Annotated in this window: 11 protein-coding genes; 3 read left to right on the plus strand and 8 right to left on the minus strand. The window is 72.1% G+C overall.

All coding sequences use genetic code 11. From position 1 onward, the window contains the following. Positions 1-95 precede the first annotated feature (95 nt). Both ACE3Q3_RS15350 and galE read right to left on the minus strand, forming a co-directional pair. On the minus strand, positions 96-2,729 hold the full coding sequence (locus ACE3Q3_RS15350; RefSeq protein ID WP_374447539.1) for a glycosyltransferase: 2,634 nt from the start codon (positions 2,727-2,729) through the stop codon (positions 96-98). A gap of 370 nt (positions 2,730-3,099) precedes the next feature. Continuing rightward, a complete protein-coding gene (gene galE / locus ACE3Q3_RS15355) occupies positions 3,100-4,083 on the minus strand; it encodes a UDP-glucose 4-epimerase GalE (RefSeq protein ID WP_374447540.1) in 984 nt (327 codons plus the stop codon). A gap of 200 nt (positions 4,084-4,283) precedes the next feature. Here galE and ACE3Q3_RS15360 point away from each other — a divergent pair, with 200 nt between their 5' ends. Genes ACE3Q3_RS15360 through ACE3Q3_RS15370 form a run of 3 tightly spaced genes read left to right on the plus strand, consistent with a single transcriptional unit; the run spans position 4,284 to position 6,387 of the window. Then, entirely contained in the window at positions 4,284-5,045 is a 762-nt protein-coding gene (locus tag ACE3Q3_RS15360; protein WP_374447542.1) for a class I SAM-dependent methyltransferase, read from the plus strand. After that, positions 5,042-6,031: a glycosyltransferase family 2 protein gene (locus ACE3Q3_RS15365; RefSeq protein ID WP_374447544.1), complete on the plus strand. Its 990-nt coding sequence runs from the start codon at positions 5,042-5,044 to the stop codon at positions 6,029-6,031. Before ACE3Q3_RS15360 ends, ACE3Q3_RS15365 begins: the two co-directional genes overlap by 4 nt. After that, positions 6,028-6,387 (plus strand): multidrug efflux SMR transporter, encoded by a 360-nt coding sequence (locus tag ACE3Q3_RS15370; protein WP_374447546.1) that lies wholly within the window; start codon positions 6,028-6,030, stop codon positions 6,385-6,387. Before ACE3Q3_RS15365 ends, ACE3Q3_RS15370 begins: the two co-directional genes overlap by 4 nt. Before the next feature lie 18 nt (positions 6,388-6,405). On the opposite strand, the gene ACE3Q3_RS15375 is transcribed toward ACE3Q3_RS15370, so the two are convergent. From ACE3Q3_RS15375 to ACE3Q3_RS15400, 6 genes are all read right to left on the minus strand, one after another. Further along, positions 6,406-6,831 carry a VOC family protein gene (locus ACE3Q3_RS15375; RefSeq protein ID WP_374447548.1) on the minus strand — a complete coding sequence of 142 codons (426 nt, stop codon included), beginning with the start codon at positions 6,829-6,831 and terminating at the stop codon, positions 6,406-6,408. A 4-nt stretch (positions 6,832-6,835) separates the two neighbouring features. Beyond that, positions 6,836-7,957 (minus strand): DegT/DnrJ/EryC1/StrS family aminotransferase, encoded by a 1,122-nt coding sequence (locus tag ACE3Q3_RS15380; RefSeq protein ID WP_374447550.1) that lies wholly within the window; start codon positions 7,955-7,957, stop codon positions 6,836-6,838. Positions 7,958-7,998: 41 nt separating this feature from the next. Next, positions 7,999-9,006 (minus strand): NAD-dependent epimerase/dehydratase family protein, encoded by a 1,008-nt coding sequence (locus tag ACE3Q3_RS15385; RefSeq protein WP_374447553.1) that lies wholly within the window; start codon positions 9,004-9,006, stop codon positions 7,999-8,001. A gap of 167 nt (positions 9,007-9,173) precedes the next feature. Further along, positions 9,174-10,166, minus strand: coding sequence for a Bug family tripartite tricarboxylate transporter substrate binding protein (locus ACE3Q3_RS15390; protein ID WP_374447555.1), 993 nt, complete (start codon positions 10,164-10,166; stop codon positions 9,174-9,176). Beyond that, entirely contained in the window at positions 10,163-11,653 is a 1,491-nt protein-coding gene (locus ACE3Q3_RS15395; protein ID WP_374447557.1) for a class I adenylate-forming enzyme family protein, read from the minus strand. Before ACE3Q3_RS15395 ends, ACE3Q3_RS15390 begins: the two co-directional genes overlap by 4 nt. A 159-nt stretch (positions 11,654-11,812) precedes the next feature. After that, positions 11,813-11,992: a hypothetical protein gene (locus ACE3Q3_RS15400; protein ID WP_374447558.1), complete on the minus strand. Its 180-nt coding sequence runs from the start codon at positions 11,990-11,992 to the stop codon at positions 11,813-11,815. Between the last annotated feature and the right edge of the window lie 132 nt (positions 11,993-12,124).

Consider the following 12,124-nt stretch of genomic DNA (forward strand, 5'->3'; position numbering starts at 1 on the left):
CGGCCCTTCTCGTTCCGGTGGGGCTCGTCTCGGCCGGGAGTCGACATGAAAAGGGCCGCCCCCAGGGGCGGCCCTTTCCGGATCGAGCCGGACGGTTACGGCCGGGCGTCGGCCGACGACGGGTCGCCGGGGTTGGCGATCGCCGGCTTGCGCAGGCGGCCGAACAGGCCGACCTTCGGCAAGGCGTCGCGCACTGCGGTGTAGACCGCCGCCGCATAGGGCGTCGCCTGCACGAAGAGCGTCGCCGACCAGACCCACGCCTCGCGGTCCAGCGTGCCGAAGCGGAGCCCGATGGCGAGGCCGCCGGCGATCAGCAGCACCAGCATGACGGCCTCGGTCCGCGCCATCGCCAGCGCCTGCACGAGGGCCGGCTTGTCCTCCATCTTCGGCGTGCGGTGGAAGGGCAGCTTCCGGGTGAAGAGGCCCGACAGCATCGCGTAGCCGATGGTGTAGGTGAGGGCGAGGCCCGCCACGCCCGCGCGGACGCAGTCGCCGAACTCGCACTTCACCTTGGCGCTGTAGAGCCAGAAGAAGCGGATCAGCTTGAAGGCGAAGACCGCGATCGTCGGCGCCAGGAAGATGCTGAGCGGGAAGTCGAAATGCTTGGGGAAGGCGAGGAGGCCGGCCGTCCACACCAGGCCCAGCACCGCCAGCACCACGCTGAGGGCGTCGGCGAACCAGGGCAGCCAGCCCATGACGAAGTGGTAGCGCTGGGCGCCGGTGAGCTTGGTCGACCTGTCCCAGGGCAGAAGTGCCCGCCAGTGCCGCTTCAGGATCTGCACGGCGCCATAGGCCCAGCGGAAGCGCTGGCGCTTGAAGCCCGAGAAGGAGTCGGGCGACAGGCCGTGGCCGAAGGAGTGGTTGACGTAGACCGACTCCCACCCGGCCTCGAGCAGCCGCAGGCCGAGCTCGGCGTCCTCGACGATGCACCATTCGCCCCACTGGCCGGTCTCGACCAGCGCCTGGCGGCGGATGAGCGTCATCGTGCCGTGCTGGATGATCGCGTTGTCCTCGTTGCGCTGGACCATGCCGATGTTGAAGAAGCCGGCATACTCCCAGTTGATCATGCGCTTGAAGGGGCTGACATGGGCGTCGCGATGGTCCTGCGGCGCCTGGACGAAGCCGACCTCCTTGCGGTCGAAATAGGGGACGAGGCTCTTCAGCCAGTCGGCCTGGACCAGGTAGTCGCTGTCGACCACGCCGACGATCTCCGCGTCGGGCGCGGTGTTGGCGAGCGCGATGTTCAGCGCCTGGGCCTTGAAGCCGGGGCAGTGCGGGATGTGCAGGAACTTCACCCGGTCGGTCTTGTCGGCGCAGTAGGCCTCGACCGGGCGCCAGACGTCCTCGTCCTTGGTGTTGTTGTCGACGACGACGACCTCGAGCGCCGGGTAGTCGAGCCGCAGCAGGCTGTCGATGGTCTGCATCACCATCTGCGGCGGCTCGTTGTAGATCGGCAGGTGGATCGAGACCTTGGGCCAGTGCTGCCGCGCGGGATCGACCTTGAGCGGCCGGAAGCCGCGCCGCATCGCCTTCGACCAGAGCGCGTCGATCATCTCGCGGCCCTCGGCCAGCAGGATGACCGCGAGCAGGATCATGGAGAGGACGAGCACCCCCCAGACCAGCATCGCCGACGGCGTCAGGTACTTGGTGGCGGTGACATAGCCGACCCAGACGGTGCCGATCGCGAGGCCCTGCAGGATGCCGGCGAAGAGGAACCGGCCGGGGACGCGCAGGTGCTGGGCGCGGCGGAAGAAGACGAGCGAGAAGAGGGCGCCCAGCGCCACCGACAGGCCGGCGAGCAGGGGCCATTGCGGCCGCTCGATCAGGGTGCCCTGGAAGGCGAACTTGGGCGTGCGGTCGGAGTTCCAGATGCCCCAGTAGGCACCGACGCCGCCTTCGGTGGAGTGCTTCCAGGGCTGGTCGAAGGCTTCGATGACGTAGTAGTCGAGGCCCCAGTCGTCGGCCCGGGCGAGGAACTGGCGGATGAAGCTCGCCTGGTTCACCCGGCTCGGCACCGACTCGAGCCGCATGCGGCCGTCGCTCGGCCAGCCCACTTCCGAGAGCACGATCTTCTTGTCGGGGAAGGTGCGGCGGAGCTGCTGGTAGCGCTGGAAGACGGATTCGACCGCCTGGCCGATCTCGGTCCCGTCCCAGTAGGGCAGGATCTGCACGGCGATGAAGTCGACCGCCTGGGCGAGCTCGGGGTTGGCGAGCCAGACGTCCCAGGTCTCGGCGGTGGACACCGGCAGCTGGACCTGGTCGCGGACGCGGCGGATGTACTGGATGAGCTCGGGCACCGTCAGTTCGGCGCGCAGCAGGGCTTCGTTGCCGACGATCACCCGGTCGACGTTGTGGTGGGTGCGGGCGAGCTTGACGACGTCCCGCACCTCGCGCTCGCTGCGCTCCTTGCGGTTGTCGACCCACGCGCCCAGCGTCACGGTCATGTCGTACTTCTGGGCGAGGCCGGGCACGATGTTCTGCCCGTCCTGGGTGGTGTAGACGCGGACCCGGTCGACCCGCTCGGACATGATCCGGAGATCCTCGTCCATCTGCTCGGGCGTCGGGTGCGGACCGCCGTTCGGGTTCTGGCCGGTGCGGTAGGGGCTGTACGAGATGCCGGTGATGCGCCCGTTCCAGCCGGCTTCCTCGCGCGGCTGGTTGAACGCTACCCAGAATGCGGTCGTGGCGACGGCAAGGATCGCCAGGATGCCGAGGTTCTGCAGGCGCATGACGTGGGTCAGCCCAATCTGACGGAAGGGATGCCGGGGGGTGCCGGCCGACGTCGGGATAACGGAAGATGAAGGAATGTTAGTCCCGGAAAATTTCCGCGACGGTCTGTCGCGGGCGCGCGCCGGGAAGAGCCGCGCGAACTCGAAGGGCGCCACACCATCCGATGCTCCGACCGAAGGGACGAAACGGGGGCGTGGGGCCGTTTCCGGCTCGCCCTGACGAGGGGAAGGACCGCGCGGCCGGGGCCGCAGCGAACCGCGCCGTGATATAGGAAAAGGCAATCGCCGCACAAGCGGGCGGCGCTGCCTATTTTCGCGACAGTTTCGTGACCGGGGTCGTCCGGACCCGCCGTCCCCCGAATCGCCCGGTTCAGGCGCCCGGCGGTGCCGAGTGCCAGCGCCAGGCGGTCTCCACGATCGTGGCCATGTCCGAGCATGCGGGCTGCCACCCAAGCAGGTTCCGTGCCTGGGTGGCGTCGGCGACCAGGGCGGGCGGATCGCCGGCGCGGCGCGGCGCCATTTCGACCGGAACCGGCCGGTTGGTGCGGCGCGCGACCGCCTCGATCACCGCCTTGACCGAGTGGCCGGTGCCGGTGCCGAGGTTGAGGGCGTGGCTGCCGCCGCCGTCCAGCAGGCGGCCGAGGCTGCGGACATGGGCGTCGGCCAAGTCGGCGACGTGGATGTAGTCGCGCACCGCCGTCCCGTCGGGCGTCGGGTAGTCGGTGCCGAAGACGCGCAGCGGCGGGCCGCCGCGGGCGGCGTCGATGGCGAGCGGGATCAGGTGCGTCTCGGGCTCGTGGTTCTCGCCGATCTCGCCGTCCGGGTCGGCCCCGGCGGCATTGAAGTAGCGCAAGGCCGCCCAGCCGAGCCCGTGGCAGCGGCCGAACCAGTGCAGCATCCGCTCGACCGCGAGCTTGGTCTCGCCATAGGGATTGACCGGCCGCTGCGGGTGGTCCTCGGCGATCGGCACCCGGATCGGGTCGCCGTAGGTGGCGCAGGTCGAGGAGAAGACGATCCGGCCGACGCCCGCCGCCACCATGGCCTCCAGCAGGTTGAGGCTGTTGGCGACGTTGGCGCGGTAGTAGCGGCCGGGATCGGCCATCGACTCGCCGACATAGGCGAGGGCCGCGAAGTGCATCACCGCCGCCGGCCGCCACTCGGCGAAGGCGGCGGCGAGCGCGGCGCGGTCGGCGAGGTCGGCCTCGACCAGCGGGCCCCAGCGCACCGCCTTGCGGAAACCGCGGCTCAGGTCGTCGAAGACCACCGGGCGGTAGCCCGCCCGCGCCAGCGCCTTGCAGGCGTGGCTGCCGACATAGCCGGCTCCGCCGGTCACCAGCACCGTCCGTTCCGTCATCCCGCGCCCTGTCGCCAGCCGGTTCCGCAAGGTCGGGTGGTGTAAGGGACGGACCGCCGGCCGGCAAGCGCGGGCGATCGGAACGATCGGAATAGGTGCGGCCGGCGCGGCGTTCTTGTCGCATTCCTTCCGCGCGCCTAGGCTCCGCCGCCCGTTGCGCAGCATGCCGCGCATCGGGAAGGCGCATCGGGGACGACGGGTTGGACGCACGCGAAGTCGAGAAGCTGGCCGCGGCCGAGGACGGGATGTGGTGGTTCCACGGCCTGCACGGCATCCTCGCGGGCGCGCTCGCCGCCGCCGGGCCGCCGCCCGGGCCGGTGCTCGACGCCGGCTGCGGGACGGGCGGGCTGCTGCGGCGCCTCTCCGCCTGGATGCCCGAGGCCCGCTTCATCGGCCTCGACCGCGACCCGCTCGCCTGCCGGGCGACGCGCGAGCGCTGGCCGGGACCGGTGGTGCTGGGCTCGATCGACCGGCTGCCCTTCGCCGATGCCAGCCTCGGCGCCATCGTCAGCGCCGACGTCCTCTGCCATGCCGGCGTCGACGAGGCCGCTGCGATGGCCGAGGCCCGCCGCTGCCTCGCCCCGGGCGGCGCCTACGTCCTCAACCTGCCGGCCTACCGCTGGCTCTTCAGCGACCATGACCGCGCGGTCGCCAATGCCCGCCGCTACCACGCCCCGGCGCTGGCGGCCGCGCTCTCGGCGGCCGGGTTCGAGGCGGTCCGCGTCGGCTACTGGAACACGATCCTCTTTCCGCTGATGGTGGCCCGCCGCAAGCTCTGGCCCGGCGGCACCGCCAGCAGCGACGTCGGCCTCGCCCCGGCGCCGGTCGAGCGCCTGTTCGCCGCCCTCGTCGGGCTGGAGCGCCGCTGGCTCGCCGGCGGCCGCCGGCTGCCCTTCGGCGGCTCCGTGCTGGCCGTCGCCCGCAACCCTTCCCGTTCCGCTCCCCGAGGACCCCAGGCATGACCGAGCCCGAAACCCCGGCCGCCGATCGCGAGGCCGCGGCCGGCTGCACCCTCAGCATCGTCGTGCCCGTCTACAACGGCGCGGCGTCGGTGGGCGAACTGGTCGAGGCGCTCTCCGCCCTGCCGGTACCGGGCGGGCTCGAGATCGTCCTGGTCAATGACGGCAGCCCCGACGACAGCCTCGCCGTCTGCCGCCGGCTGCTGGCGACGGCGCGGGTGCCGCTCGTCGTCGTCGACCATTCCCGGAACTACGGCGAGCACAACGCGGTGATGACCGGCCTGCGCCATGCCGGCGGCCGCTACGTCATCACCATGGACGACGACCTCCAGAACCCGCCGGAGGAGGTGCTGCGCATCCTGGAACATGCCCAGGCCAACGACCTCGACGTCGTCTACACCTACTACGAGACCAAGGAGCATGCGCTGTGGCGCAACCTCGGCAGCCGCTTCACCAACTGGTGCGCCGACCAGCTCCTCGACAAGCCGAAGGGCCTCTACCTCTCCAGCTTCCGCTGCATGAGCGCCTTCGCCGCCCGCGCCATCGGCCGCTACGACGGGCCGTTTCCCTATGTCGACGGGCTGCTCCTGCAGGTGACCAAGCGCATCGGCCGCATCCAGGTCCGCCACCTGCCGCGCGCCGTCGGCCGCAGCAACTACACGCTGCGCCGACTGGTGCGGCTGTGGATGAACATGTTCCTCAACTTCTCGGTCATGCCGCTCCGGGCGGCGACGTTGCTCGGCCTCGGCCTGAGCGGGCTCGGCGCGCTCGTCGGGATCGTCGTCCTGGTCGAGGCGGTGGTCAACGAGCCGCCGGCCGGCTGGGCCTCGCTGATGGTGGCGACGCTGCTGGTCTCGGGCGTCCAGCTCGTCATGCTGGGCATGATCGGCGAGTATCTCGGGCGTCTCTTCCTGACGGTGAACCGCAAGCCGCAGGGGATCGTGCGCACGGTCTACCGCGGCGGCCCCGGGGCGGAGGGCGCGGAATGACCGCCGCCTCCGCCGCGCCGTCGGTCGGCCACTACGTCGCGCTGGCGGCCGCCATCCTGGTCGGCGTCGCCGGCCAGCTCCTGCTGAAGGCCGGGGCGGCGGGGGCCGCCGGTTTCGTCGACCAGCTCTTCCGCTGGCAGTCGATCATCGGCCTCGGCCTCTACGGCATGGCCGCCTTCCTCTACATGGCCGCCCTGCAGGTGATCCCGGTCTCGGTCGCCTTCCCGTCGGTCTCGATCAGCTACGCGCTCGTCGTCGTGCTCGGCTACTTCCTCTATGGCGAGGCGCTGGGCTGGCCGCAGGTCGCGGGCATCCTCCTCATCTGCTCCGGCATCGTGATCCTGTTCCGGGGGTGAGGCGGGCCGGCGGTCCTCCTAGTCGGGCAGCAGGATCGCGCCGTCCGCGGCGATCGGGAAGCCGGGGTTCCAGGCCACCTCCCAGACGAACCCGTCCGGGTCGGCGAAATGGCCGGCGCGGCCGCCCCATTCGGTGTCGCGCGCCGGGCGGAGGAGGCGGGCGCCGGCGGCCACCGCCCCGGCGAGGACGGCGTCGACCTCCTCGCGGCGGCGGACATTGTGGGAAAGGGTGATGCTGGCGAAGCCCCGGCCGTCGTCGGTGAGACCGGCGTCGGCCGCGAGCGCGGCCCGCGACCACAGCGCCAGCACCATGCCGCCCGCCTGGAAGAAGGCGACGCCCTCGGCGGCGCGGAGCCCGCGCACCCAGCCCAGCCGCTCGTAGAAGGCGCGCGCCCGGTCGAGGTCGCGGACCCCGAGCGTCACCAGGCTGAGGCGCTGCTCCACGGCGTCAGGCGCGGAGCGCCGCCACGATCGCGTCGGTGACGCGCTCGGCGTCGGCCTGGGCGAGCTGCGGGAACATCGGCAGGCTCAGGATCTCGCCCTGCGCCGCCTCGGTCGCCGCCATGCCGGCGGGGCCGACCGGCGTGCGGCCGCGGTAGGCCGGCTGGAGATGGACGGGGGCCGGGTAGTGGACGTTGGTCGCGATCCCGGCCTCCTTCAGGCGCGCGCGCAGGCCCTCGCGGTCGGCGGCGCGGACGACGTACTGGTGGTAGACATGGGTCGTGTCCGCCCGCACCGCCGGCAGCCGCAGGCCGGAATTGGCGAGCGCCGCGTCGTAATGGGCGGCGACCGCGCGCCGGCGGCCGTTGTCGCGGTCGAGATGCGCGAGCTTGGCGCGCAGGATCGCCGCCTGGAGCTCGTCGAGCCGGCTGTTCATGCCGGCCGTGGCGCTGATGTAGCGGTCGCGCCAGCCATACTCGCGGAGCTCCCGGATGCGCTGCGCCAGGGCCGCGTCGTCGGTGGTGACGATGCCGCCGTCGCCGAGCGCGCCGAGATTCTTGGTCGGGTAGAGGCTGAAGGCGGCGATGTCGCCGAAGGTGCCGACATGGGCGCCGCCGATGGCCGCACCGTGGGCCTGCGAACAGTCCTCCAGCACCTTCGCGCCGTGCTTGCGGGCGATGGCGAGGATGGCGCGGAGGTCGGCCGGGTGGCCGTAGAGATGCACCGGGATCACCGCCCGGATCCGCCAGCCCTCGCGCGCGAAGGCGGCGTCGAGCGCGGCCGGGTCCATGCAGAAGCTCTCGGCCTCGATGTCGATCAGGATCGGCGTCGCGCCGGTGAGTTCGATCGCCGCGACGGTGGCGACCGCGGTGTGCGAGACGGTGGCGACCATGTCGCCGGCGCCGATGCCGAGGCCGCGCAGCGCCAGCACCAGGGCGTCGGTGCCGTTGGCGACGCCGATGCCGTGGGCGTTGCCGTTCCAGGCGGCGAACTCCGCCTCGAAGGCCGAGACCTCCTTGCCCAGGATGTACCAGCCGCCCTCGAGCACGCGGGCGACGGCGGCGTCGATCGCCGCCTTCAGTTCGAGATAGCCGGCCTTGGGGTCGGTCTGCGGGATCGGGCTTGCCATCGAAGGGGTCTCGCCGGTCTGGGAGGGAGCGGGGGGCGGGGTCAGAGGTAGCGGTCGAGGTGTTCGCGGTAGTAGGCGACGGTGCGGGCGAGACCTTCCTCCATCGACACCCGCGGCGTCCAGCCGGTGAGTTCGCGCAGCCGGCGGTCGTCGGCATAGTAGTCGCCGATGTCGATGCGCTTGCGCTCGGCCGGGAACGGCTTGACCGCGGCGCTGCCCTGGCCGGCCACCCGCACCAGCATCTCCGCCAGGTCCTTCAGGCTGATGACGCCGTCGCCGCCGATGTTGAGCGCCTGGCCTTCCATCGCCGGGGTCACGGCCGCCAGCAGCATCGCCTCGACGCAGTCGTCGACATAGGTGAAGTCGCGGAGCTGCTCGCCGCCCCACACTTCGATCGGCGTGCCCTCGAGCACCATCTTGATCCAGATGCCGAGGAAGGTCTGGCGCGCGTCCTTGACCCGCATTCTCGGCCCGTAGGTGTTGGTGAGGCGGAGCGCCGCCGCCTTCAGCCCGTACACGTTGTTGTAGAGGATGTGGTACCACTCGCCCGCCATCTTGTTGATGCCGTTGACGTCGACCGGGCGCAGCAGGTGCTTCTCGTCGACCGGCAGGTAGTCGGGCTTGCCGTAGATCTGGCGGGTGCTGGCGAAGACGATGCGGATGGCGGGCGCGTGCTTGCGGCAGGTCTCGAGCAGCGAGAGCTGGGCGGTGCCGTTGATCGCCAGGTCGGTCTGCGGGTCATGCATCGAATCGAGGTGGCTCGTCTGCCCCGCCAGGTTGAAGAGGTAGTCGCCGCCCTGCACGAGGTAGCGCAGCGAGTGCATGTCGCGGACGTCGGAGATGTTGACCCGGATGCGGTCCTCGAGGCCGGCGACGTTGAAGAGATGGCCGCCATATTCCGGGATCAGGCTGTCGATCGCCGTCACCTCGGCGCCGAGGCCGGCCAGCCGGCGCGCCAGGTTCGAGCCGATGAAGCCGAGGCCGCCCGTGATGATGACGCGGGCGCCGGAGAAGGCGGCGGCGAAGTCGGGTGCGGGATTGTCGTTCAACGGGGCGTCCTTGGCTCTGGCCGGGGCGGGCGGGGCGGTTCCGTGCCGGGTGGCGGCGACCGCCGGATGGGCGAACCTGATATCGGCCCGGCGGCTTCCCGTCGAGAACGGACGGGCGGCGCGCCTTGTTCCGTCCCGCCGACGGCGCCCGTCCCGGCGCCCCGCCGTCAGTCGAGCGCGATCCCGGCGACCCGGATGACGGCCGCCCAGCGCACCCGCTCCGCGGCCAGGAAGGCTGCGAATTCGGCCGCGTCGCCGCCGACCGGCGTCGCGCCGAGGCCGGCCAGCCAGGCGGCGAAGGCCGGTTCGTGGACGATGGCGTCGAGGGCGTCGGTCAGGCGCCGGGCGACGGCGGGCGGCAGCCCGGCCGGGGCGAAGAGGCCGAGCCAGGACGAGGCGGCGACCTGCGGCAGGCCGATCTCGGCGAAGGTCGGCACCTCCGGGAAGAGCGGCGACCGCCGCTCGGTGGTGACGGCGACCGCCCGGACCTGGCCGTCGCGGATGGCGCCGGCCGCTCCGCCGATCAGGTCGAAGCTGAGCAGGATGCGCCCGGCCAGGAGGTCGGTCAGGGCGAGCGGCGCGCCGCGATAGGGGACGTGGCGCAGGCTCAGCCCCAGCGCGTGCGACAACATGGCGCCGACCAGATGGTGCGTCGAGCCGATGCCGACCGAGCCGTAGGCCGTGTCGGGATGGCGGCGCAGCCAGTCGACGAAGTCCCGCCCCGCCGCCGGCACCGAAAGATGCACCATCGCGACGACCGGCTGCTCGGAGATGCGGAAGAGCGGGGTGAAGGCCCGCTCGGCGTCGTAGGGCATGCGGCCGCCCATCAGGATCGGGTTGGTCACGACCGGGCCCATCGCGGTCAGCCCCAGCGTGTGCCCGTCGGGCGCCGACTTCGCCAATGCGTCCATGGCGATATTGCCGCCGGCGCCGGGCCGGCTCTCGATCACCACCGGCTGGCCGAGCCTCTCGGTCATTCCTTCCGCCAGGCGATGCATGACGGCATCGCCCATGGTGCCGGGCGCAAAGCCACGCAGCACCCGGATCGGGCGCGACGGCTGCCAGTCGTCGGCCGTCGCCAGGGACGGTCGCGACGCGAACGGGGCGGCGAGCAGGCCGGCGAGGAGTCTGCGCCGGCCGATGGTCGATGGCAGGGTCATCGCGTGTCCGTCCCGGGGGGCGCCAGCATGGTGGTCATGATGCGGCGCAGTTCCGACCGGGCCAGCTTCCGGTTCGGCGTCCGCGGCAGTTCGGCCAGGCTGCGGATCAGGCGCGGCACCTTCCAGGATTCGAGCCGGGCCGCGCAGTGCGCGATCAGCTCGCGTTCGGGGACGGGCCGGCGCACCACCACCGCCGCCACCGGAACCTCCTGGTGGCGCCGGCTCGGCAGGCCGACGGCGGCCGCCTCGGCGACCGCCGGGTGGCTCAGCAGGATCTCCTCGATCTCGAAGGCGTAGAGCTTGCGCCCACCGTAGTTGATGCGGTCGTCGATCCGGCCGTGGAGATAGAGGTGGCCGCCCTCGTCGAGGCGGCCGGTGTCGCCCATGTGGAACCAGCCGTCGCGGATCGCGCGTTGGGCGGCCTCGTCGCCGATGTAGCCGCGGGTCATGCTCGGCGTGCGGACGCGGATTTCGCCGAGTTCGCCCGGCGGCACCGGCTGGCCGTCGTCGTCGACGATCTCGATGGCGACGCCGGGGAGGGGCGGGCCGACCGTCATCAGGTGCCGGGCCAGGTCCTCCGGGCGCGCATGGGTGATCGGGCCGACCTCGTTGCTGGCATAGGCGATGTGCAGGTTGGGGGTCAGCCGGTCGAGCACCGCCCGCCGCATCGCCCTGGAGAGGGCGGCCGAGGTCACCGTCAGCGTCCGCACCGTGGGCAGCGCCGGGCCGTCGCCGGCCGGCAGCCCGTCGAGCAGCGTCGCGACATGGGCCGGCGTCAGCGCCAGGTAGGTGACGCCGTCTTCGGCGAGGCTGCGCACCAGTTCCGGCACGGATCCCGGCATCGGCCGGAAGATCACCCGGCCGCCGGCGTCGAGGGTGCGCATCGCCGGATAGCGGCCGAGCACGAAGCCGACGCCGACCACGACCCGATGACAGGTCGCGGCGTCGATGCCGCTTTCGCGCGCCCGGTCGGCGATGCGCTGGGCCAGTTCCCGGTGCGTCGCCGGTGCCGCCTTGGAGGGACCGGTGGTGCCGGACGAGACGACGATCTGGGCGATCCGGTCGCCGCCGGGGGCGCGCTCCTGCGCCGGGTCGCCTTCGCCGGGCAGTTCCGCCATGTCGAGGAGCCGGACCCCGGGCAGCGCGACGTCCCGCTCCGCGACGAGGACGGAGGCGCCGGTGGCGGCGATCAGACGCCGCATCTCGGCCTCGCTCATGTCGCGGTCGAGCGCCAGCAGGGTGCGCCCGCAGAGCATGACGCCGAGCATCGCCCGGAAGGACGGGTACGGGTCCCCGGCCATCACCGCGACGACGGCCCCGGGCGGCACGCCGGCGGCGCCGAGGCCGGCCGCGGCCCCGGCCAGCGAACGGGCGAAGGCCGCGAAGCCCAGGGTCTCGTGCGCCAGCACGATCGCGGGCGCGTCCGGCCGGCGCGCCGCCTGATCCAGGATGGCGTCGATGACGTTGACGTCGGGCGCGCCGATCATGGCGAATAGGAATACTGCCGGGCCGCGCTCGATGGCCAGGGGGGCCGCGGCGCGACGGGCCCGGATGCGGTGGGCTCTAGCAGGCGCTGGTCGACCGCGCCCTTCCGATGCGCCGGACCCGGCCGGCGCGCTCGACGGTCTCAGACCCGTGGTGCCGTGTCAGCCACGCACGCACTGGAAATACCACGAGCACTGTCCATTGTGGTTGCAGTCGCAGACCGGCACCATGGCGCGGCATCCGATGGCCGGCAGCGGCGGGACGGGCGGGTAGCCGCAGCCGGCCCAGGCGGCCGTTGCCCCGCCGGCGATGATGGCGAGTGCGATCAGGAATCGCTTCACGCATGCCTCCGTGCTTCTCCGCCCGCCCCCTCCGGAGTGGGGGACATCGCCATTTTCCGATCCCGTTGCCCGTGTTTCGGCGGTGATGGAAAAAGGCAACGATATCAACGGGAAGAATGGTGCCGCCGGTGA

Source organism: Allostella sp. (genome assembly GCF_041913585.1).
In the GTDB taxonomy this organism is placed as follows: Bacteria; Pseudomonadota; Alphaproteobacteria; order ATCC43930; family Allostellaceae; genus Allostella.